General features: G+C 66.1%; 20 protein-coding genes. 9 read left to right on the top strand and 11 right to left on the bottom strand.

Annotated elements, in window-relative coordinates; genetic code table 11:
* Window positions 1-594: 594 nt before the first annotated feature.
* The 8 genes from rpmH to TFU_RS15500 all read left to right on the top strand — a co-directional run bounded on the left by rpmH (window position 595) and on the right by TFU_RS15500 (window position 6211).
* Window positions 595-738, top strand: coding sequence for a 50S ribosomal protein L34 (rpmH, locus tag TFU_RS15965; RefSeq protein WP_011293534.1), 144 nt, complete (start codon window positions 595-597; stop codon window positions 736-738).
* Between the two features lie 85 nt (window positions 739-823).
* Window positions 824-1267, top strand: a complete 444-nt coding sequence (gene rnpA, locus TFU_RS15525; protein WP_011293533.1) for a ribonuclease P protein component — start codon at window positions 824-826, stop codon at window positions 1265-1267.
* The gene (yidD, locus tag TFU_RS15960; protein ID WP_011293532.1) at window positions 1264-1581 is read left to right on the top strand and encodes a membrane protein insertion efficiency factor YidD; all 318 of its coding nucleotides are present in this window, start codon (window positions 1264-1266) and stop codon (window positions 1579-1581) included. Before rnpA ends, yidD begins: the two co-directional genes overlap by 4 nt.
* A 25-nt stretch (window positions 1582-1606) precedes the next feature.
* Window positions 1607-2533, top strand: coding sequence for a membrane protein insertase YidC (yidC, locus tag TFU_RS15520; RefSeq protein WP_011293531.1), 927 nt, complete (start codon window positions 1607-1609; stop codon window positions 2531-2533).
* Between the two features lie 126 nt (window positions 2534-2659).
* The gene (locus tag TFU_RS15515; protein WP_011293530.1) at window positions 2660-3199 is read left to right on the top strand and encodes a protein jag; all 540 of its coding nucleotides are present in this window, start codon (window positions 2660-2662) and stop codon (window positions 3197-3199) included.
* Window positions 3200-3461: 262 nt separating this feature from the next.
* On the top strand, window positions 3462-4175 hold the full coding sequence (gene rsmG / locus TFU_RS15510; protein ID WP_011293529.1) for a 16S rRNA (guanine(527)-N(7))-methyltransferase RsmG: 714 nt from the start codon (window positions 3462-3464) through the stop codon (window positions 4173-4175).
* A gap of 211 nt (window positions 4176-4386) precedes the next feature.
* Entirely contained in the window at window positions 4387-5220 is an 834-nt protein-coding gene (locus tag TFU_RS15505; RefSeq protein ID WP_173668090.1) for a ParA family protein, read from the top strand.
* A 34-nt stretch (window positions 5221-5254) separates the two neighbouring features.
* Window positions 5255-6211 carry a ParB/RepB/Spo0J family partition protein gene (locus TFU_RS15500; protein ID WP_173668091.1) on the top strand — a complete coding sequence of 319 codons (957 nt, stop codon included), beginning with the start codon at window positions 5255-5257 and terminating at the stop codon, window positions 6209-6211.
* A 136-nt stretch (window positions 6212-6347) separates the two neighbouring features.
* Here the strand turns inward: TFU_RS15500 and trxA are convergent, their stop codons facing one another.
* The 7 genes from trxA to TFU_RS15465 form a co-directional block, all read right to left on the bottom strand.
* Window positions 6348-6671: a thioredoxin gene (gene trxA, locus TFU_RS15495; protein ID WP_011293526.1), complete on the bottom strand. Its 324-nt coding sequence runs from the start codon at window positions 6669-6671 to the stop codon at window positions 6348-6350.
* Between the two features lie 65 nt (window positions 6672-6736).
* The gene (trxB, locus tag TFU_RS15490; protein WP_011293525.1) at window positions 6737-7669 is read right to left on the bottom strand and encodes a thioredoxin-disulfide reductase; all 933 of its coding nucleotides are present in this window, start codon (window positions 7667-7669) and stop codon (window positions 6737-6739) included.
* 179 nt (window positions 7670-7848) lie between these two features.
* Entirely contained in the window at window positions 7849-8697 is an 849-nt protein-coding gene (locus TFU_RS15485) for an anti-sigma factor family protein (protein ID WP_011293524.1), read from the bottom strand.
* Window positions 8694-9323: an RNA polymerase sigma factor SigM gene (sigM, locus tag TFU_RS15480; protein WP_016187955.1), complete on the bottom strand. Its 630-nt coding sequence runs from the start codon at window positions 9321-9323 to the stop codon at window positions 8694-8696. The genes TFU_RS15485 and sigM overlap by 4 nt, the downstream gene beginning before the upstream one ends.
* On the bottom strand, window positions 9320-10837 hold the full coding sequence (locus TFU_RS15475) for a protein kinase family protein (RefSeq protein ID WP_011293522.1): 1518 nt from the start codon (window positions 10835-10837) through the stop codon (window positions 9320-9322). The genes sigM and TFU_RS15475 overlap by 4 nt, the downstream gene beginning before the upstream one ends.
* Window positions 10838-11380: 543 nt before the next feature.
* Complete coding sequence (gene murJ, locus TFU_RS15470; protein WP_016187953.1) at window positions 11381-13123, bottom strand: murein biosynthesis integral membrane protein MurJ; 1743 nt, start codon at window positions 13121-13123, stop codon at window positions 11381-11383.
* Between the two features lie 109 nt (window positions 13124-13232).
* The gene (locus TFU_RS15465; RefSeq protein WP_370492252.1) at window positions 13233-15680 is read right to left on the bottom strand and encodes a DUF6049 family protein; all 2448 of its coding nucleotides are present in this window, start codon (window positions 15678-15680) and stop codon (window positions 13233-13235) included.
* 358 nt (window positions 15681-16038) lie between these two features.
* Between TFU_RS15465 and TFU_RS15460 the strand changes: the two genes are divergently transcribed.
* A complete protein-coding gene (locus TFU_RS15460; protein WP_169803315.1) occupies window positions 16039-17547 on the top strand; it encodes a CCA tRNA nucleotidyltransferase in 1509 nt (502 codons plus the stop codon).
* Window positions 17548-17592: 45 nt separating this feature from the next.
* Here TFU_RS15460 and TFU_RS15455 read toward each other — a convergent pair whose 3' ends face one another.
* The 4 genes from TFU_RS15455 to TFU_RS15440 form a co-directional block, all read right to left on the bottom strand.
* On the bottom strand, window positions 17593-18894 hold the full coding sequence (locus TFU_RS15455) for an MFS transporter (RefSeq protein WP_011293518.1): 1302 nt from the start codon (window positions 18892-18894) through the stop codon (window positions 17593-17595).
* Between the two features lie 19 nt (window positions 18895-18913).
* Window positions 18914-19600 (bottom strand): hypothetical protein, encoded by a 687-nt coding sequence (locus TFU_RS15450; RefSeq protein WP_011293517.1) that lies wholly within the window; start codon window positions 19598-19600, stop codon window positions 18914-18916.
* Between the two features lie 288 nt (window positions 19601-19888).
* A complete protein-coding gene (locus TFU_RS15445) occupies window positions 19889-20968 on the bottom strand; it encodes an inositol-3-phosphate synthase (protein ID WP_011293516.1) in 1080 nt (359 codons plus the stop codon).
* 94 nt (window positions 20969-21062) lie between these two features.
* Window positions 21063-21626 (bottom strand): PadR family transcriptional regulator, encoded by a 564-nt coding sequence (locus TFU_RS15440; RefSeq protein ID WP_011293515.1) that lies wholly within the window; start codon window positions 21624-21626, stop codon window positions 21063-21065.
* Window positions 21627-21889: the final 263 nt, after the last annotated feature.

The raw sequence follows: 21889 nt of genomic DNA, 5'->3' as shown, positions 1-21889 counted from the left end.
GTGGACTCGGTTGTGCATGAGATTCCGTCCTCCCCGCGCCATGCGAACCTTGTCGGGGAACGACAGTCCACAGGATTGGCGAGTTTTCCACAAGTTATCCACTGCGTTATCCACAACCTTTCGCGACGTTGTCCACAGCCTGTGGTTATCCACATTTCCCAGTTGAGACCCTGTGGGTAACGTCGGTGATCATGGCTTTCCCCGTGGGCTGGGAGGGGTGAGACGGCTCTCACGCAGGGACGAGGTTATCCACAGCTTAGGTCCCTGTGTGGGTTATTCGCAGCCTGTGGACAGAGGTTTTCCACAGACCGCGTGGTTCGTGGAAAACTCCGGCGTGGGCGTGTCGCAGCGGCATAGTCGATTTGACCTGCGGAAGCTCAACCCGTATCTTCTTTGTGCTTACGTCGGTATCCGTCCGTGCCGTGGTGCAGAGAAACCGGATCTCCGCCCGTGACTCGCACCACACAGTGCGCGGCGGAGCGGCCGAGCGGGCGATGTTCCAGCTCGTCCCCGCAGCAGCAGGAACACACGGACCGCCGCACGGTCGGCTGGTTCGCGTCGTATGTACTTCCGGAACGCCCCTGGAGTTAAGCAGTGAGCAAGCGTACGTACCAGCCGAACAATCGGCGTCGCGCCAGGACCCACGGTTTCCGGCTGCGCATGCGTACCCGTGCCGGCCGCGCGATCATCGCTGCGCGTCGGCGCAAGGGGCGCAAAGCGCTGACCGTCAGCCACTAGGCGTCAGCAGTCAAACGTGCAACGGACCGGTCTGCCCGCTTAGGCAACCGGTCCGATTGCTGTTGTTCGAGGGTGTTCTGAACCGATGCTGTCTCCACGCAACCGCATGCGGCGTCGCGCCGATTTCGACACCGCCCTGCGTCACGGGCGGCGGGCCGGCCGGAACGCTCTCAGCGTCGCTCTCTTCGTTCCGCAGGACACTCCAGACCAGCCAGGTGGAGACGCACCTCCTCGCGTCGGGTTCAGCGTCAGCAAGGCGGTGGGGAAAGCCGTCGTCCGCAAACGGGTCCAGCGGCGGCTGCGTCACCTCATGCGGGAGCGGGTCGGCTCCCTCCCCGCAGGTAGCCTGCTAGTGGTACGGGCTAAACCCCAAGCCGCGCTTCTCGACTACAGCGAACTGGCCGCCCAGTTGGACAGTGCGCTGCGCGCGGTGACCCGCCCCCGCGGACAGTCGTCACACCGTACCCGCGCTTCGCGCGAGGCCACGTCCGCACACACCACGGCAGTGGGAGAACAGCCGACCCAATGACACGCGACAGACCCACCTTGCTCGCCCGGGTGTTGATTCTGCCGATCCGGGGCTACCAGCGTTGGATCAGTCCGCTCTTTCCACCGGTCTGTCGTTTCTACCCCTCGTGCAGCAGTTACGCGGTCGAGGCACTCCGGGTTCATGGGGCCGGACGAGGACTGTGGTTGACCATCCGCAGACTTGGCAAATGTCATCCGTTCCATCCCGGCGGGCTTGATCCAGTCCCGCCGCGGAGAAACGAGAGTGGCACAGAGATCAGTGACGCGAGGCCTGGCAGCGACGGGGAAGCCTCCCCCGGCGCACCGGGTCTGTGAAGTCAGCGAACAAGGGAGATAGCCGGTGCTGGACTGGCTCTACAACATCGTCGGCCAGGTGCTGGTCTGGATCCATTCCGGTCTCAGCATCTTCCTCGACCCCGACAGCGGGTTGGCGTGGGGACTGTCGATCGTCCTCCTCACCATCCTTGTGCGTGTCCTGATGATTCCGCTGTTCGTCAAACAGATGAACACGCAGCGGAAGCTTCAGGAACTCCAGCCCAAGCTCCTCAAGGTGCGCGAGCGGTACAAGAACGACAAGCAGCGCCTCCAGCAGGAGCAGATCAAGATCTACCAGGAGAGCGGAACCAACCCGCTCATGGGGTGTCTGCCGCTGCTGCTGCAGATGCCGGTCTTCTTCGCCCTGTTCAACGTCCTCCGCCAGATCGCTGAGGGGGAGGCCAAGTTCGGCTTCACCCAGGAGCTGGCGAACAGTGCGCAGAGCGCGCTGATCTTCGGCGCTCCGATCGCCGCGCACTTCACATCCTCGGCTGACGAGCTGGCCGCCTTCGGGGCTGACCCGATCATGGCCAAGGTGATCATCGCAGTCGCCTGCGTGATCATGGGCACCACGACCTTCCTGACCATGCGCCAGAGCATGAGCCGGACGCTCAAGCAGCCGGGGATGGAAGACAACCCGATGGTGCAGTCGCAGAAGATCATGATGTACATCGCGCCGGCGTTCGGGCTGTTCGGTCTGGCGATGCCGGTCGGTGTCCTGATCTACTGGGTCACCTCCAACCTCTGGACCATGGGCCAGCAGCACTTCCTCTACCGCAAGTTCCCTCCGGTTGCGTCGGACGGTGGGGAGAAGAACAAGGCCGGAGTCTCTGCGACGGGCAAACCCGGATCGACTAAGCGTGGTCAGCAGTCTGAGAAACCGGAACAGCCTAAGATCGAACGTAAGCAGCCGAAGAGGCAGCCAAGGTCCAAGAGGACCGGCGGGAAGTAGATCCGGCGGATCCCCAAGAGATCCTTGTACTTCACTTCCGCTGCGTGGGTGCGTAGGCGAGAGCCCCTGACGCGTATCCGCGCAGCGCACTGCGTACAGGGCCGCGATATAAGGAGAAAGCTTGTCGTGAGCGACAGCAACACCGGAGGCGGGGCGAACTCTGCGGTAGCGGTGGCCGAGAAAGCAGAAGAGACCGCCCCTATTGACATCGAGGCACTCGAGCGGGAAACCGATATTGCCGCCGACTACATCGAGGGCCTCCTCGACATCGCCGATTTCGATGGTGACATCGATATGGATGTCGAAGGAGACCGTCCCCTGGTCTCCGTGGTAGGGGTGACCATCAAGGAACTGGTGGGAGAGCGTGGTGAGGTTCTGGAGGCGCTCCAGGAGCTCACTCGTCTTGCTGTGCACCGGGTCACCGGCACCCGGAGCCGGCTCATGCTCGACATCGGCGGCTATCGCGAATCTCGGCGCAAGGTCCTTCGGAAACTGGGCGCCGAGGTGGCCAGAGAAGTCAAGCGGACCGGCAAACCCAAGAAGCTCACTCCGATGACTCCTTTTGAACGGAAAGTGGTGCACGACGCCGTGGCGGCGGCGGGTCTGCACAGTGAGTCTGAGGGTGAGGAGCCCAACCGTTGCGTGGTGGTTTACCCGGTGGATTGAGCCATAGCACCTCCAGATCGGGTGCTGCATGTTTCACGTGAAACATGCAGCACCCGATTTTTTTTAGGGGAGGATAGAGCAGTACCTGGAGCTGCGGAGACGTCGCCGTGTCAGCGCAGGTGCAGGGGGCGGCCCCAAGAACAGGGCAGAAACCCACATAAGATCAGGTGGGGTGGTCGTTTCGCGGTGGTCAATCCCAGAGACCTTCGGTCGCCACTCCGCTCGTAGCTGCTGACCCGGCTGAAAGCCAAGGTGGTGACTGATGACCGAACATGTCGTCCCGTCCGACGCGGCTCGGGAGTTGTTCGGTGAGACCTTGCCGGTGGCGCAGCGGTACGCCGAGCTGCTCGCAGACGTGGGGGTCGCTCGGGGCCTGATCGGTCCCCGTGAGGTTCCCCGGCTGTGGGAGCGCCACCTGATGAACTGTGCTGTCGTCGAAGAGCTCATCCCCAAGGGCGCCGATGTCATCGACCTTGGTTCCGGTGCTGGACTCCCCGGGGTGGTACTGGCGATCCTGCGCCCTGACCTGTCGGTGACTCTGCTGGAGCCGCTGCTGCGGAGGACCGTCTTCCTCAACGAATGCGTGGAACTCCTCCGCTTGGACAACGTCAGGGTTTACCGTGGACGTGCAGAAGAAGTCCACGCCAAGTTGAGAGCGGATATCGTCACGGCGCGCGCGGTGGCTCCACTGCCCAAACTCATCGGCTGGGCACTGCCGCTCCTCCGGAAGGGGGGAAGCCTGCTCGCGTTGAAGGGGGAGCGAGCCGAGGCTGAACTGGAGGAAGCCCGCCACGAATTGGCTCGACAGCGCCCTAACATCGCAGACGTCATTCGGGTGGGGGGCGGTAAAGTCGATCCAGCTACCACGGTCGTTCGCGTCACGGTCACGACTGCTCTCGAGACCGGAACCAAGGCGGCCCCGTCCAGGTCCCCACGCAAGCCGGGCGGTAGGAAGAAGCGCGGACGAAAGAGGTGAACTCTTCGTGCCCCACAACCAATCCGATGGCGCCCACGTTTCACGTGAAACCTTCTACTACCAGACGAGTGGCGCCGTCTCAGCAGACATCTCCATGTCCGGTGCGCATGTTTCACGTGAAACCGCGCTTGACCGAAGCTCCTCCCCCGCAGTCGACGAAAGTCTCGCTGCGGACTTCGACACCCCGATCGCCCGTGCTGCCCAAGCTGCGATGAGTGTGCGTGGACGTATGGGTGAGACGTGGCCGCGTCCCGAGCGGTGCCGCATCATCAGCGTGGCCAACCAGAAGGGCGGTGTCGGCAAGACGACCACCACGGTGAACCTCGCGGTGGCGCTTGCGATGCACAACAACCGGGTGCTGGTCGTCGACCTCGACCCTCAAGGGAACGCATCCACAGCCCTGGGAATGGAACGTTCCCCCGAGTCCCGTTCCATCTACCATTGCCTGGTTGAGGACGAAGAACTCCGGGCGTTGGAGCGCCCTGTGCCTGGGGTGCCGAATCTGCGGTGCGTTCCAGCCACGATCGACCTGGCTGGCGCGGAGATCGAACTGGTCTCCCTCGTCGCGCGGGAGTCCCGGCTGAAGCGGGCCTTTGAAGCGTACGACGTCAGCGAACTCGACTACATCCTGATCGACTGCCCGCCGTCGCTGGGACTGTTGACCGTCAACGCCATGGTCGCCTGCGAAGAGGTGTTGATCCCCATCCAGTGCGAGTACTACGCGTTGGAAGGGGTGGGGCAGCTGCTGAAGAACATCGAGCTGGTGAAGTCGCACCTCAACCCGGGGCTCTTCATCTCGACGGTTCTCCTCACGATGTACGACGGCCGTACCCGGCTGGCAGCGCAGGTGGCAGAAGAGGTGCGGAGCCACTTCGGGGACGTGGTGCTGCGGACGATGATCCCGCGGAGTGTCCGGGTGTCCGAGGCCCCCAGCTACGGCCAGTCGGTGATGACCTACGACCCGGGATCGTCCGGCGCCATGGCGTACCTGGATGCAGCTCGTGAACTGGCTTTCCGAGCACAGAGCCGGGTGGAGAACCAGTGAAGCGAACCGCTCAGGGAGCTGAAGGGAGACGGCGTTGAGCCAACAGCGGCGCGGTCTTGGCAAGGGGTTGGGAGCGCTCATCCCGCAGGGACCGCCCACATCGGTGCTCGGAGGAGCTGCCCGGCCTGGCGCTCCCGGAGCAGCCCACGAACCCCGGACCATCGACGGAGCCTATCTGGAGGAGATCCCCGTCGACGCGGTGATGCCCAACCCTCGGCAACCGCGACAGTACTTTGACGAGGAGGCACTAGAGGAACTCACCGCGTCCATCGCCGAAGTCGGACTGCTCCAACCCATTGTCGTCCGCAAACTGGACGGGAGCCAGAGCGACAGCACCGCCAAATACCAATTGATCATGGGAGAACGGCGGTGGCGGGCAAGCCAGCGGGCCGGACTGGAGAAGATTCCGGCGATCGTCCGGGAGACCTCCGACGACGATATGCTCCGGGACGCGCTGTTGGAGAACCTGCACCGCCAGGAGCTCAACCCGCTGGAAGAAGCCGCCGCCTACCAGCAGCTCCTCGACGACTTCGGGGTAACCCACGAGGAGCTCGCCAAGCGGCTCGGACGCTCCCGCCCCCACATCAGCAATACGCTCCGGCTGCTCAACCTCTCCCCGGCCGTGCAGCGCAAGGTGGCCGCCCGGGTGATCAGCGCGGGCCACGCCCGGGCACTGCTCGCGGTGGAGGACCCCGAGCTCCAGGACCACCTCGCGCACCGCATCATCACGGAAGGGCTCTCCGTGCGCGCGCTGGAGGAGATCATCGCGCTCGGCGAGATCAAAGCCCCGACGAAGCAGCGCCGGGCGACAGTGCGGCAGCCCTCTCCGGAACTCGAGGAAGTGGCCAACCGGCTCTCTGACGTTTTCGACACCCGGGTGAAGGTCAACATGGGCCGGAACAAGGGGAAGATCGTCGTGGAGTTTGCGACCAAGGAAGACTTGGAGCGGATCCTCGCCACGATGGCCCCCGGGCTGCTCGCCGAGAAGTAATCCGGGCTCAGGAGAGAGACAAGCGGGCCGCGGGAGACAGTGGTGTCGGGTTGCAGCAGCAACCGCGCACCTGCTCTCCCGCGGCCCGCTTGGTGTTTCGTGTTTCACGTGAAACACGGAGCGGAGTGCTGTGGGGTTACAGGAACTCCTCGAGCTCCTTCTCGATGACGCGCTTGGGCTTAGCGCCAACGAGCTGCTTGACCACTTCGCCGTTCTTGTAGAGGTTGAGGGTGGGCAGGCCCATCACCCCGTACTGGCGCACGGTGTCCGGGTTCTGGTCGGCGTTGATCTTGACGACAGTGAGCTTGCCCTCCTGCTCTTCAGCGATCTGCTCCAGCACCGGGGCGATCATCTTGCAGGGAGCGCACCACTCGGCCCAGAAGTCGACCAGGACCGGCAGCTTGCTCTTGAGGACGACCTCCTCGAAGGTGTCGTCGGTGACATTCTGAATGGTGGCCATTCAGCTAGCTCCTCATCGTCGGGGTGGAAAAAGACAATTCGTCACACGGGGCGGATCGCTCGTGCTTATCCGGCCTCTTCGGTCAGGTAGCGTTCCGCGTCCAAGGCCGCAGCACATCCGCTTCCCGCCGCGGTAATAGCTTGACGGTAACGGTGGTCGACCACGTCGCCGCAGGCGAACACACCGGGGATGTTGGTATGGGTGGTGGGCGAGTCGACCTTCAGGTAGCCCTGTTCGTCGAGTTCGAGTTGGCCCTTGAAGAGCTCCACGCGGGGGTCGTGACCGATCGCGATGAACAGTCCGCTGATGTTGAGGGTGCTCTCCTCACCCGTCACCCGGTTGCGCAGTCGAACCGCGTGGACGCGGGTGTCGCCGAGGATCTCAACGACTTCGGTGTTCCAGAGGAACGAGATCTTCTCGTTGGCGAAGGCGCGCTCCTGCATGATCTTGCTGGCGCGCAACTGGTCACGGCGGTGGATCACCGTCACCGAGCGGGCAAACCGGGTGAGGAAGATTGCTTCCTCCATGGCGCTGTCGCCGCCGCCGACCACGGCAATGTCCTGGTCGCGGAAGAAGAATCCGTCGCAGGTAGCGCACCAGGAGGTACCGCGGCCAGAGAACTCCTCTTCACCTGGAACGCCGAGCTTGCGGTAGCCGGAGCCGGTCGCGACGATCACCGCGCGAGCGTAGAAGGTCTGGTCGCCGGCCTTGACCACTTTCGGGTTGGCGGTGAGGTCCACCTCGGTGACGTCTTCCGGAACGAGCTCGGCTCCGAACCGCTCAGCCTGCTTACGCATGTTGTCCATGAGCTCGGGGCCCATGATCCCGTCCGGAAAACCGGGGAAGTTCTCCACCTCGGTGGTGTTCATGAGAGCGCCACCCGCGGTGATGGCGCCTTCAAAGACCAGAGGCTTCAGTTCGGCACGGGCCGCATAGATGGCCGCGGTGTACCCCGCAGGCCCGGAGCCGATGATGATCACATTACGGACGTCACTCACAGTGGTCAGACCCCTTGCGCACTCGTGCTTGTGTTGGACAGGACGCTGTTCACTTCAACCGATGGTAGGCGTCGGCGATTCCCTGGGAGCACGGTGATGCAAGGAGGCCGACCGTCGCCTGTTCCGGTTTCCTCAGCGCAGGGTGGTGCGGCGCAGAAACCGGGTGAGCCACATCACTCTCAGTGATTGGGGAGCGATGCGGTATCCCGTACCGCGGACGTGGGGTCATCCTCTTCCGCGCACCCCGGCTCAACCACGCGGACCGTATAACCGTCCGTCTCGCTGTCAAGAGCCGCCGGAAAGAACATAATCCATGCCGGTTGGCCCTCATACGAGGCGAGGTCCACGAGAGCCGGAGCGCCGTAGGTGTCGCTGAGCGTGTGCGCGCACGACGCAACGTCAGCGGGTACCGCGCTGTCCGGTTCTAGGGAGAGGCTTTCCTCGCCCTCTCCCGTGGTTAGGCTGGCGCGCTCGAGGACCGAGGCCCCCTGGGTGGCGAGATTGTCCGCGGTGTAGTCGGTGCCGCTGGACACCACGGAGATCCGGTAGGGCAGCGCGGCGTGCGGAGAGGAGGCAGGAGGCGGCTCCGCCGCGGTTCCGGGGTCGGCGGGCGGGTCAGCGGTGAAGAGGCCACTGACCGCCGCGGCACCCGCGCCGAGCACGAAGACGGCTGCTGACGCGGCGACCAGGAACGGCATCCAGCGGGCAGGACCGCGTGGCCGGGGCAGCGGCCGCACTTTCGCGGTCTCGTCGATCGACGCCTCGGGGGCGACCGCAGGGCGGGAACGAGCGGCATGCTTCTTCGCCTCGGCCCGCAACGCTTCATCGATGCGGTCGACGAGCCCTTCAGGCATGGGCGGTACCGGGGCGGAGGCCAGGATCTGCGAGACCTCACGCAGCGCGGAGAGCTGAGCGCGAGCCTCCTCCGACTCGGCAAGCCAGGCGCGTACCTGCTCCTCCTTGGCTTTGTCGTTCAGCTCTCCCTCAGCGAAGAGCGCGAGGGTCTCGGGGTCTACGTGAGACGTCACGATCTCCTGCCACCTCCTTTCGGAGATGGGACGTTTGACGAGTCGCTGGGGTTCCTGAGATGGGCGAGATATGGGAGAAGCCTAGCGCGGCCTCGCGCACACCGGCTCTTCACGGTACCCGGAGCGACGTCGAGGATTTTTGCGGCATCCTCGACCCGGTAGCCGAGCATGTCGACGAGGACCAGGGCGAGGCGCTGCTCCACGGGAAGGTACCCCAGGGCAGCGTGGACGTCGAGGGAGGTGTCGCTGCGGCCGGTGGGGTCGGGCGCGGACCGGCCCCGCTCGTTGGAGAGAAGGTCGAGCGCAGTGTCCTCGGTGGGCACGGCGGGGCGGACCATTTTGCGGCGCAGCCGGTCGTGGCAGGCGTTGATGACGATCCGGTGCAGCCACGTGCTGACCATCGCCTCCCCCCGGAAGCGGTGTGCGCTGCGGAAAGCAGAAAGGAAAGCATCCTGCAGCGCGTCGGCGGCCTCTTCCTGGTCGCCTAGAACCCGGATCGCTACTGCCCACAGCCGAGCGTGGTGCCGTTTGACCAGTTCGCTGAAGGCGTGCTCGTCACCCTGATTGTGCCTGAACAGTAGCTCGTTGTCGGGGATCTCCTGAACTGCGTCGGTCACCGTGTTCACTGAATTCCGCGTAGTTCGACCTCGTTGATGGTGCCCCGGTATTTGCCACCGTCCTGGGAAAGAGGGGAGACGAACCAGACCACCACGTACTGTCCGGTAGCGGGTTCGTCCAGCTTAATCGGCACCTTTCCGGTTACTCCAGCGCCCTGCCACACAGGTTTCTCGTCCTCTCCCGGGGCCCCACCGGAGTCGTTGCGCACATACAGCTCGGCGCTGTAGGTGCCGCTGCCGAAGGTGATGTCCACCTCGTGGATCTCCACTTCGGTGCCCATGTCGATAAGCAGGCCGACACCGTCCTTGTAGTTCCCGAAAGCGGCACTGTTGTAGCCCTCGGTGTTCCAGTGGGTTGAGGGATCCCCGTCGATGGTGTTGGGGGCTTTGTCGTCGTGTTCGCTGTTGTCACCCGCGGGAGGCGGGTCAAAACCTGTCGCGCCCACCGGGGTGAGCACAACGAGCTCGGTCTCTTCGCTTTTGTCGCCAGGGACGTCGGCGGTCTGCGTCCCGGAAGTGTCCCGCATCGAGCTGCCGAGCATCCAGGCGCCCATCACCACGGCGACGAAGACCAGGAGTGCCACAGCACCGATGAGGATCCGGTTGGTGAGGGAGCCCTCAGTGGCCTGGGGGGTGCGGTGGCGGGAGGAACGGGAAGTCCGAGGTGTGGACGACGCGGCCGCGGCCACGTCGAGCTGGCCGGAAATGCGGGAGGTGCCCCTGGGCGGTGGCGGCGGAGAGGCCACTTGGGCCATGGGGATAGGAACCACTCGGGGCACGTCGGCCAGGGCGTCGACGAGCTCTTGCGGGGTGCGCAGCGGCGGGTATCCGCTCTCGGGGAAGGCCGCGCGACAGACGATGGTGTTGAGGACGTCGGGAATGCCCGCAACCACTTGGGCGGGTTCGCACGGCCGTCCGGAGACGATCGGGGCGGGACGCAGCGCGGTGGCTTCTGGCCCAGGCCAGTAGCCGGTGAGCGCGGCGTACAGCAGTCGGCCCAGTCCTTGGGCGTCGGTGCCCTGCGGGTCGTCGACGGTGATGTTGTGCAGGGCAGCGTCGAGGCCGAGACCGATCACCTTGACGGCGCCGCCGACGCTCCACACCAGTTTGTCCGGGGTTAACCGCAGGTGGTGGATGCCGACTTGGGCGGCCGCGGCGAGGGCTTCGGCTGCCTCGGCGATGAGGCCCGCGGCGCGTTCAGGTTCCAGGGGCCCGTTGCGCAACAGGTCCGACAGGGTGGTTCCGGAGATCCACTCTTGGACGACATACGGGGTGGGGCCGGACTCGTCGGCGTCGAACACCTGGGTGACGCGGGCGTCGGAGACACGGCTGGCCGCGCGGGCAGCACGGACCACCTCACTGGTACGGCTGAAGCCGTCAGCGAACGTCCAAGCCCCGACGGGGCGCGCGAGTGTTTCGTCGGTCGCCTTCCACAGTGAGGCTCCGCTAGTCTCGCTCACCAATTCGTCCAGTCGATAACGATTGGCGAGCCTCGCGCCGGGCTCAATCATGAAGGTGCTCATACCGGGAGTGACGGACGGGAGGGGTGACGTGAGGCTGACCTCCCTGCTGCCGGGCCATAGCGCCTGTCCCCGACCTCCCTCCGGGCAGCTGAGAAGAAACCGAACTTTAGGGCAGAGTCACGCCGTCCCATGCTAAGACGCTTGACCGTGCCTGTTGGAGGACACGGTCGGGGAACATTGGGAAATATCGTGTGCAAACTGGGACCTCCGTGGGGTGGGGAGGGGCGCGGGGTTTCGGCGATCAGCGCTCGCAACGACGAGCACACACCGTTTCCCCAGCTTGGGTGACTTGCATCACTCTAGTGTGGAGTGGTGGTGGACAAGAGGGGCGGACCGAACCAGCCGGTCTGCGACCACGGTAGAGCCAGACCTGCTGGGAGGGAATAGCCCATCGGTCCGGATCCCGCGAACACCACCACACCGAACACTACGCCGGGAACCGCCCTCGCGCGCAACCACCAAGATCCGCAGTGTGGCGCGTCGCCCGCCCCGGTGCAGCCGGCGGAGGAACTGTCCGCGAAAAATCCCCGTCCACCGCGGCCGTTACCGGCGCAACCGGGACTTGACGAGCTCCATCACCGCGCTCAGCTCATCGATCCGCAGCAGCTTGGCCGCTACCAGGAACACGGGGAGCCCTGCCAGGCAGCCCACCACGGGCGCACCGATGTTGACGGCCAGCCCCGAGACGAACCACGACTGGAACAGAACCAGCACGCCCCAGCCCACAACCACGCTGGGTGCGGTCGCCAGGTAGAGCCGGACCAGCGTGCTGGCGATACGGCGCCCGTCCAAACCGCCCAGCCGGCGGCGGAGGATGAGCCCGCCGAGGAACACTCCCACCAGGAACGAGGACATGAACCCGCCGGCCACGCCAACCACCACGAAGTGCGGCGGCAGCAGCCAGGACGCGGTCAGCGCCAGCACGCCGTGCACGGCGATGTTGGCGATCCCCAGGAACGCGGGGGTGCGGGTGTCGCCCAGCGCGTAGAACACACGCAGCATCAACTGGAAGACGCTGAACGGCAGCAGGCCGAGCGACATCACCATGAGGATGTAACCGATGTTGGCAGCGTCGCTGTCGCCGGTGTTGCCGTGGGCGAACAGCAGCACCGTGATCTCCGTGGCGTACAGCGAGATCGCCAGCGACAGCGGCACCAGGATCAGCGCGGAAACTCGCAGCGTACGGGAGAACCCGGCACGCACCTCGTCCCAACGCTGGTCGGCAGCGAACGCGCTCATCTGCGGCAGCAGCACCGTGATCAACGAGACCGCGATGATCGCGTACGGCAGTTGGAAAAGCTGGTAGGCGTAGCTGTAGGCGGTGAGACCGGCGCCCGCGTCCGCTGACCCGTGCGCATTCGCGGCCACGTTGGCCCCGGTGGCGATCTGGGAGGTGATCACGAAACCCAACTGGGTGGTGAGCGTGTACAGGAACATCCACCCGGCCGTGCGCAGGGCCTCCCCCAGCCCGGAGCCGCGCAGGTCCAGCCGGGGCCGCCACCGGTATCCCGACCGCCACAGCGAGCCCAGCAGCACCACCGTCTGCAGCACCATGCCGCAGCTCGTGCCCGCGCCCAACAGGATCTTGTCGGCGGTGGTCACCGTCTCCACTGTGCTTCCGGTGCCCACCATGAGGAACAGCACCCCGACGGCGATGATCACCAGGTTGTTGAGCACAGGGGCCCATACCGGAGCGCCGAACTTGCCCCGGGTGTTGAGCATGGCGCTGATGAGACCGCTCATCCCGACGAAGAACACCTGGGCGAGCAGGAAACGCGCCAGGTAGACCGACACCTCGGCCTGCGCAGGCAGGAAGTCGCTCGCGTAAAGCTGGATCAGCGGCCGCGCGAGCAGGATCGCCGCCACTGTCACCACCAGCAGCACCAGGACAGCACTGGTGAACAGGCGGTCCTCCGTGGCCTTGCCGCCGTCGGCGTCCCGTTTGCGCCGCCGCACCAGGAACGGCACGATCACGCTCGCCATCAGACCGCCGATGAGCAGGTCGTTGATGATGAACGGGATCGTGTTGGCGACGTTGTAGGCGTCACCGAGCAGCTGTGTGCCCAGCGCTGCAGCGAGCACGACGGTACGGAAGAACCCGGTGACCCGAGACACCATCGTCCCGACCGCCATGACCATGCTGGAGCGCATCATGCCGCCCGGCGTGGCGGTGGAGTCCTGCTCCGCCTGCGGGGCAGCCGAATCGGCGTGGGGGGAAGGGGACCCCGCGTCCTTGGCAGGGCCGCCCGTGTGGTCGTCGCTGGCGCTGCTGATGTCGGTCGCCACCGGCGTGGCTCCTTTCGATAGCGCCGACGGCACGCCCGTCGGCGCCGAGATGTCGTGTGGGAAGGTCTCGTCGAAACAGAAGTTCAGGGTAGAAGACCGCGGCCTCTGGTCAGGAACGGGCCTCTTCAGCGCTCTCCCCATCCTGGTCTGGTTTGACCGGGCCGGGCGGGGAGTGGCTGTCCGTGTCGTCGGCACGCTCCCCGGTGACCGCAGCCAGAGAGTCCTCCTGCGCGGCAGCAGTAGCGTCAATGGCCGCCTGGGTTTTCCGCGCCTGGTCCCGCCGCCATTTACGGACCGCGCGCGGGGCCAACGCAACCACCAGGACCAGGGCGGCGATCCCGCTGATGAGGAGTGCGCCGCTGCCGAGCCCGGTGGCGTTGACCGGGATAGTGGTCGGCTCGTCGGTGATCGGTTCCCCATCAGCATTGTGCAGGCTCAAGTGCAGCACGGTGCGGCCGTTGACCGTGGCGGAGAGCGGCACGTACACGGTGGTCTTGCCGCCGGGGCCGATCTCCATCGACTTGGTGTAGTCGCCGATCGACAGGCGTTCGGAGTTCTCCGAGAAGATCGACAAGTGGACGGTCACCGAATGGTCGCTGAGATCGTTGGCGACCATCACTCCGAGCGTGCCGTTCTTGCTGGCCAGCGTGATGGGGTCGCCGGGGATCACGTGGATTTTGGCTTTGTGCTCCTGAACCGCCTGGTCCACTCGGTCCAGGATGGCCTCGGCGACTTCCGTGTCCTCACGCCACCACGCCGACTCCAACCGCAGCACCGCGGGACGGAACGGGTCCGCGTCCTCGGTGAGCACGCTGTTGAACAGCCGCACTTGGCGGCGGATCTTCCGGATCCGCTCCACATGGTCCGCGGAGAGTTCCGCTTCCGCGGCTTTCTTCGGGTAGGTGAGCCCTTGCCGGTCTTCGGCATCGGCAGCGTCGGCGTCGACGCTGGTGAGAGGCACCGCGGACAGCCACGGCGCCTGCTCGGTGGCGTCGAGCAGGCCGGTGGCGTACGCGGGGTCGGGGTCCCAGTCCTGCGGCGGCGCCAGGATGAGAGTGCGCCGCTTGTCTGGCGCCTCAGCCGCAATCATCGCTGTTTCCGCGACGAACCGCTGCGTGGCCAGCGTGCTGGCCCCGGGCGTGTGGGTGTTGGCGCCGAGGATCCGGGTGAGCCCGCGGTCGACGACGAGCGCAGTGCCTTCCTCCCCGCCGGCGAGCGGCAGCGGGGCTACGCCTCCCGGCGTGTGGCCGAGCCAGTTCTTCGCGGGCATTGCCGACTCGTCGAGGAGGAACGTGGTGGCCCCGTGCGAGTTCAGGAAGTCGCGGGTGGCTTCGTCCATCACCCCGTTGGCGGGCCAGGCGAGTTCAGTGTCGGCTTCGCGGCCCAAGAGCTCCGCTACCGTGGAGCGCCCCAATTCGACCGCGGTCTCCGCGTCCCCGCTCAGGTCGGCGTCGAGCAGGGCGGGCAGGTCGGGGTTGGCATAGGGGACGGCGAGCAGCGGGTCTTCCGCCAGCCACAGGCGGGCGTGCGCGAGCCACACTTGGGCGTCCACGCTGGCCTCGTGCTCTTCGAGGACAGGGCCCGACTCGGTGGCGTTCGTCAGGGACCAGTAGCTGCCCTCCCCGAGCCGGTGGATGTCGTCGAGGAGGGCCGGATCCACCGCCCAGGTGATGGGGACGGGGTCGGCGGGTGAAGGAGTGTCCTCCGGGGTGGGGCCGGGCTGGGTTTCGGTTTCCACGGTCGTGGCGGGGGACGCGGACGGGTCTCCCAGCGGGGAGGCGGTGGCGTCGGCAAGGTCCGTGACCGCGTCCTCCTCCTCGGGCTGGGGAGTGGGCCCGGTGTAGGTGGAGTCGATTTCTCCGTCTTGGGCGCCGATGGTGAGCAGGCGGCCCAGCCGACCGTCTTTGGTGATCTCAGCGGCGAGGTCTGCGGTGAGATAGGTGTCGTCGTCGGCGCGCTGCGGGCGGTCCATCAGCGGCCACACCCAAGCGACCTGGAGCTTCGTCATTTTCTCCGCACCGGTGTAGACGACGAACGTGCGGAGGGTGCCGAGGTCGTCCCCGGATTCGGTGGCGGCGCTGATGGTGAGCGGGTACACCCCGAATCCGCCTTGGAAGTCCAGGTCTTTGACGGTGGTGCGCAGGGTGAAGGAGATCGCGGAGCCGGGCGGCAGGGGCGTGTCGATGGTGGTGGAGGGGCCGGACGCGTACGGTTCGGGGCCTGCGCCGTCGGCGTGCCGGTCCAGGGCGTCCCGCCCGGTCAGCGGGTAGGGGTTGTAGCGCAGGCGGACGGTGATCCCGTCGAGGGTGGCGTCGGTGGTGTTGGTCACCAGTCCTTTGACGGTGACGGTGTCTTTCTTCTTGGCTACCACCGAGGTGATGTCGGAGAGGGCCAGGGAAGGCAGCTCTCGCACGTCGTCGACAGGGAGGATCGTCGCTGCCCCCGGCATCGACTCGGTTACGGCCTGGGCTGGCGGACTGGGCTGGAGCGGGGTCAGTGCCGGAAGCACCGCGAAGGCGGTGGCCACGACCACGCCCAGATGAGCAATTCGACGCACGCCTCTGGGTCTTCCGAATCGTTGGACGGTCGGCTGAAGTCGCCGTACGGGTGGCTCCACAGAATAGAAGAGTCCCCACGGGAGCGCGATGACTCCGGGACAGTACCCGTCAAAGGCGCCGCTGCCGACCGTTGCGGGCCTTGTGGATCAGGGCGGACGCGGCACGCCACGCGTCACGTCCGAAAACGACGATACCTGTTGTCCCCAAATGGGAACAGTGGGCGCAAGCGTCAGGCCACGAGGCATACGGCATCCTGAGAAGCAAGGGGACGGGCGACAGGGCCGTGGGATACGCCACTGGTGCCCGGTCCGGAAGCAGAGTCGATTCGCCATGGTGGAGTCTGGCCACATAGTCTCTGTGCCTGTGTCGAACAGTGAGTTTCCCGATCGGATCTCGAACTCCCCGACCGTTGAGGCCACGCTGACGGACGAACAGCGCTCGTCAGTCGACCGACTGCTGCGCACGGTCGACCCGGTAGTGACCGAACTGGGTGAGCGGTTCGCCGCGGCGGGGCACGAGTTGGCGATCGTCGGCGGTCCCGTACGCGATGCGCTCCTGGGACGTCCGGTTCACGACATCGACTTGACCACCGACGCGGTGCCCGAACGCGTCCTGGAACTCGTGGACGGCTGGGCCGACGCGGTGTGGACCATCGGTATCGAGTTCGGCACGGTAGGACTGCGCAAGAACGGGCGGCAGGTGGAGATCACCACCTACCGGAGCGAGTCGTACCAGGTCAAGTCGCGTAAGCCGGAAGTCAGCTACGGCACGTCGCTCTACGAGGACCTGGTCCGGCGGGACTTCACGGTCAACGCCATGGCGGTGCGCGTGCCCGGCGGGGAGTTCGTGGACCCGTTCGGAGGCCTCCGGGACCTGGCGGACCGCACGCTGCGCACTCCCGGCAAACCCGAAGACTCCTTCAACGACGACCCCCTGCGGATCATGCGGGGAATCCGGTTCGCCGCCCAGTTGGGGTTCTCAGTCGACGAGAAGGTCGCTGCCGCGATGACCGCGATGGCGGAACGGCTGCGCATCGTCTCCGCTGAGCGGATCCGCGACGAGCTCACCAAACTGATCCTGAGCCCCAACCCGCGGCTCGGCGTGTCCCTGATGACGGACCTGGGGGTGGCCAACTATGTGCTCCCCGAGATCCCGAAACTCAAGCTCACGGTGGACGAGCACCACCGGCACAAGGACGTCTACGAGCACTCGCTGACCGTGCTCGACCAGGCCGTGGACTTGGAACGGGCCCGCGGCATGGAGCCCGACCTGGTGCTGCGGCTGGCCGCACTCCTGCACGACATCGGCAAACCCAAGACCCGGGCTTTCCAGCCGGGCGGCAAGGTCACGTTCCACCACCACGAGGTGGTGGGCGCGTCGATGAGCAAGAACCGGCTGACGGCGCTGCGATTCCCCAAGGACGTGGTCAACGACGTCAGCAAGCTGGTCTCCCTGCACCTGCGGTTCTACGGCTACGGCAAGGGGGAGTGGACCGATTCCGCGGTGCGCCGCTATGCGCGGGACGCCGGCCACCTGCTGTCCCGGCTGCACATCCTGACCCGGGCCGACTGCACGACGCGCAACCGCCGCAAGGCTGCGGCGCTGGCCCGCGCCTACGACGACATTGAACGGCGGATCGAACGGCTGGCGAAGGAAGAGGAGCTGTCGAAGATCCGTCCGGACTTGGACGGCCACGAGATCCAGGAAGTGCTGGGAATCCGGCCGGGCCCGCTGGTCGGGCAAGCATGGCGGTACCTCCTGGAGCTGCGGCTGGAGCACGGCCCGCTCGGCAAGGAGGAGGCGACGAAGGCGCTCCTCCGCTGGGCTGAAGAGCAGGGAATCACCCCGGGCAAGCCGGAGGAGTGACCTGCGGCGGGCATCCCCTGCCCGCGATGCTCCGAGTCGGGTGGGTCAGCCGGCAGTGGCCGGGGACTCTTGCGCCACGGCGCTCCGCCGGGTCACGGCACCCCAGTACAGGGCCATGGCCGCGTAGCTGACGGCCATGGCTGTCACGACCGGGACCGACACCCCTGACGGCGGCACGGTGAGCGCGGCAACCGCCGCAGCAGCGACGAACGCCGCGTTGAAGAGCATGTCGTAGACGGAGAACACCCGGCCCCGGTAGGCGTCGTCGACATACCGCTGTACGAGGGTGTCCACGGTGACCTTGACCCCTTGGGAGACCACCCCCAGGGCGAAGCCCGCCACGGGGAACACGGACGCGTGGAAAGGCAGCCCGAACACGAGCAGAGCCGCGGCCCCGCCGACCAGCAGCACGGCGATCCACGTTCCTGCGCGCATCCGTTCCCGCGCCCACGGGGTGATGACCGCGCCGACCAGGAAGCCGACAGCGGAAGCCGCCATCGTCACGCTGAACGAGGCGAACCCGGCCGTGCCGCCCGCCGTGAACGTGTTGTTGTACAGCAGCAGCGTCATGATCGTGGCAATGCCGTACAGGAACCGGTGGGCAGCGATCGTGGCCAGCCCGTCGCGGGCCCAGCGGCGCTCCCCGATGTGCCGCGCCCCGTCCACCAGTCCGGCTACGACTGTGCGCAGCGCCTCCCGTACGCGAGGAGAGGCGGCTGCCAAGTCGGGGCCCAGCTCGGTACGGCCCAGGGTGAGGGACACCAGCCCGGCCATGGCGAAACCGCAGCCTGCCCCCGCGAGGATCAGCGCAGTGCCCAGCAGGCCGTCCCCACCGACCAGGCGCAGGCCAGCCCCCGCCCCTGCGCCGAGGAACGCGGCCGCTGTGCCGCACGTCGGCGTGACCGCGTTCGCCATGACCAGCCGGTCGTGCGGCACCACGTGGGGCAGGGCAGCGGACAGGGCGGCGAGGAAGAACCGGTTGATGCTGAGGAGCAGCAGCGCCGCGAGCAGGAACGGCGCTCCGTCCCAACCCAACGCGACGAGGACAGCGGTCGCCGCTGCCAGTCCCGCTTTGACCAGTGCGGAGTACAAGAGGACTTGGCGGCGCGCCCAGCGGTCGATGAACACCCCCGCCCACGGTCCCACGATGGAGAACGGGAGGAGCAGCACAGCGAAAGCCGCGGCGACCTCTCCCGCGGTCGTGTGCTGCTCCGGGGAGAAGAAGACGTATCCGGCCAGGCCGGCCTGGTAGACGCCGTCGGAGAACTGCGACGCCAGCCGAGTAGCGAAGAGCCGGCGGAATCGGGGACCGCGCAGCACTTCGCGGAGATCGCCGTGGAAGGACATCCGAACAGGGTAGGCCGGATCAGGACGGGTTCAGTACGCCGTCGGCGGTGCTGATCGACCCGTCGGGCTGCTCGGTGGCCACGCCGACAAGCAACTGGCCGTCTTTCACCACGATGTGCACGTGGCCGGAGGGCGTGCAGGTGCCGTTGCCGTCGTTGGTCGTGGTGTACTGCAGGTCAACGCTGTCGTCGCCGCTGCCGGTCACGAGGAGGCCCCAGGTGCAGGTCCGGCCGTTCGACATGGACAGCTCGGCTTCTGCGGTGCTCTCCCCGCCTTCGATGTGGAGCTCCAGATCCCACCGGGACTCCAGGTTGCCGGACATGTCGTACTGGCTCATGGTGCCCTGCCAGTCCCCGTCCATAGCGTCGGGGAATACGGGGGACGACCCGCTGCCGGTGTCGTCAGCAACCTGGTCGGAGTCCTCGGTGCGGGTGTCCGAGGTGGCGGTGGGACGGTCGTCTGCGGTCCTCGCGGCCGTGCTGTCCGGTGAAGCGTGGGCGGCCGGAGGGTCCGCTGTGTTGTTGTTCAACGCGATGACCGCCACGATCGCCACGATCAGCGCGACAATGGCGACGCCGCTGACGGCGAGCATGATGATGCCCGCAGTGTTCCGGCGTGGCGGTGGAGAAGGAGCAGGGTACTGCGGCGGGTAGGCGCTGTTCTGCCAGTGCGTCCCCTGGCCCTGGGGGTGGTGGGGGTAGTTCACGGACGTGCCGTCCCTTCCAGTCAACTCGGTGGGTGGCGCCTGGTGCCCGGAGTGCTGACGGCACAACGGGAAGGCAGCACGGTCGCGGACGTGTCTTCCGGAACCTGGATAGCAGCGGAGGGTGACGGTCGGCTGCTGTTCTGCTTCTTCCTTCTCTTATGTCGAATGAGATGGTCCCGGAATGTTTTTGGTTCCCTCAGGGCGGGACCGGTGCGCCTACGACAAGCCCATACACGAAAGAACGCCGGGGCAGGCGTCCGCCCCGGCGTGTGCGGTAGGCCGTCGGAGTTAGCGTTCGATCTCTCCGGCGATGAACTTCTCCACTGCTTCGTGCGCTTCGGCGTCCGAGTACTGCACCGGCGGGGACTTCATGAAGTACGAGGACGCTGCCAGGAGCGGGCCGCCGATTCCGCGGTCCTTAGCGATCTTGGCGGCGCGCACGGCGTCGATGATGATGCCCGCGGAGTTCGGAGAGTCCCACACTTCCAGCTTGTATTCCAGGTTCAGCGGGACGTCGCCGAAGGCGCGGCCTTCCAGGCGCACGTACGCCCACTTGCGGTCGTCCAGCCACGGCACGTGGTCGGAGGGGCCGATGTGCACCGAGCGGGCGTTGAGTTCGTGCGGAATCTGCGAGGTGACCGACTGGGTCTTGGAGATCTTCTTGGACTCCAGCCGCTCCCTCTCCAGCATGTTGAGGAAGTCCATGTTGCCGCCGAAGTTGAGCTGGTAGGTGCGGTCGATGATGACACCGCGGTCCTCGAACAGCTTCGACAGCACTCGGTGAGTGATGGTCGCGCCCACCTGCGACTTGATGTCGTCTCCCACGATGGGCACACCCGCGTCGGTGAACTTCTGGGCCCACACCGGGTCCGAAGCGATGAAGACCGGAAGGGCGTTGACGAACGCCACACCCGCGTCGATCGCGCACTGGGCGTAGAAGCGGTTGGCTTCTTCAGAACCGACCGGAAGATAGGAGACCAGCACGTCGGCTTGAGCGGCCTTGAGCGTGGCGACCACGTCGACGGCGTCTTCGGTGGACTCCTCGATGGTCTCCCGGTAGTACTTGCCCAGTCCGTCGAGGGTCGGGCCGCGCTGCACCGTCACCCCGGTCGGCGGGACGTCGCAGATCTTGATCGTGTTGTTCTCGCTAGCGGTGATCGCGTCCGCGAGGTCCTGGCCGACTTTCTTGGCGTCGACGTCGAACGCGGCGACGAACTCGATGTCCCGGATGTGGTACGGACCGAACTCCACGTGCATGAGGCCGGGCACGCGGGATGCCGGATCGGCGTCGCGATAGTAATGGACGCCTTGGACGAGTGAGGCGGCACAGTTGCCCACGCCCACGACGGCTACGCGTACCGAACCCATGGCAGTGGTCTCCTTCTGTCGATTCCGAAATCTTTGAGTGCGTGGGACATGCTTGTCGCGGCGTTGCCGCAGGGCTGGGGTGGTTCGGAAGGAGTCATCCCAATGGTCCCGGCTGAGACGGGGAGAGTGCAGCGAGGCGCTGTTCCCGCGCGATAAGCCCGTCAAGCCAATGGATCTCCCGCTCCACGGACTCGGCTCCGTGGCGGCGCAGTTCCCGCAGATAGTCGTCAGCGGTGTGGGCCAGGCGGGAGCGCAACTCCTTCAGCCGGGTGAGAAGCCGATCGCGGCGACCGTGCAGAATGCGCAGCCGAAGGTCCGATCTGGCGTGCCCGAAGAGGGCGAAGTACACGCCGAAGGACTCGTCGTCGCAGGCCGCTGGGGTGACCTCGTCGAGCATCCCGTGCAGGTGCTGGTGTCCAGCCTCGGTGAGGCGGTACACGATCCGGGTCCGCCCGAATCCGGTCTCCTCGGGGTGCTGGGAGATATGCCCCCGACGCAGCATCCTCTTCAGGCAGGGGTACAGCGACCCGTAGGAGAAGGCCCGGAAGAACCCCAGTTCGGAGTTGAGGCGCTTGCGCAGTCCGTACCCGTGCAACGGGGACTCGTATAACAGGCCGAGGACGGCTAGCTCCAGCACCCTGGCCCGGCGTGCGCTCATCCCTCACCTCCACCCCGGCTGTGTCTTGGACATGGTGAACGCCTCTACCCCGAGCCGGGGAGAGGCACACCTGTCGGCACCCTTTGAGGCGTTCCTGAGTGTATCTGGTTGATATATCGAGCCGATAGGTGAACCCCCCGAGTACCGGATTGAGGAGTGGTGGGGCGAGGCGTCGATAGGTGAGGCGGAAAACCCGATGCTGTCGGGTTTTTCGGCGATTCGCCGCACTCACAGCCGTTTCGTTCTCCGATTGTGGAAAACAG

The sequence above is a fragment of the Thermobifida fusca YX genome, from assembly GCF_000012405.1.
Taxonomy (GTDB): domain Bacteria; phylum Actinomycetota; class Actinomycetes; order Streptosporangiales; family Streptosporangiaceae; genus Thermobifida; species Thermobifida fusca.
This window is presented reverse-complemented; position numbering and strand designations above follow the sequence as displayed.

Bases quoted from the DNA above. Each gene is read 5' to 3' on its own strand.
- TFU_RS15505 (WP_173668090.1), top strand. From the start codon at position 4,387: ATGAGTGTGCGTGGACGTATGGGTGAGACGTGGCCGCGTCCCGAGCGG.
- trxA (WP_011293526.1), bottom strand. From the start codon at position 6,671: ATGGCCACCATTCAGAATGTCACCGACGACACCTTCGAGGAGGTCGTC.
- rnpA (WP_011293533.1), top strand. From the start codon at position 824: ATGCTGTCTCCACGCAACCGCATGCGGCGTCGCGCCGATTTCGACACC.
- TFU_RS15445 (WP_011293516.1), bottom strand. From the start codon at position 20,968: ATGGGTTCGGTACGCGTAGCCGTCGTGGGCGTGGGCAACTGTGCCGCC.
- rsmG (WP_011293529.1), top strand. From the start codon at position 3,462: ATGACCGAACATGTCGTCCCGTCCGACGCGGCTCGGGAGTTGTTCGGT.
- TFU_RS15440 (WP_011293515.1), bottom strand. From the start codon at position 21,626: ATGAGCGCACGCCGGGCCAGGGTGCTGGAGCTAGCCGTCCTCGGCCTG.
- TFU_RS15475 (WP_011293522.1), bottom strand. From the start codon at position 10,837: ATGAGCACCTTCATGATTGAGCCCGGCGCGAGGCTCGCCAATCGTTAT.
- yidD (WP_011293532.1), top strand. From the start codon at position 1,264: ATGACACGCGACAGACCCACCTTGCTCGCCCGGGTGTTGATTCTGCCG.
- TFU_RS15455 (WP_011293518.1), bottom strand. From the start codon at position 18,894: ATGTCCTTCCACGGCGATCTCCGCGAAGTGCTGCGCGGTCCCCGATTC.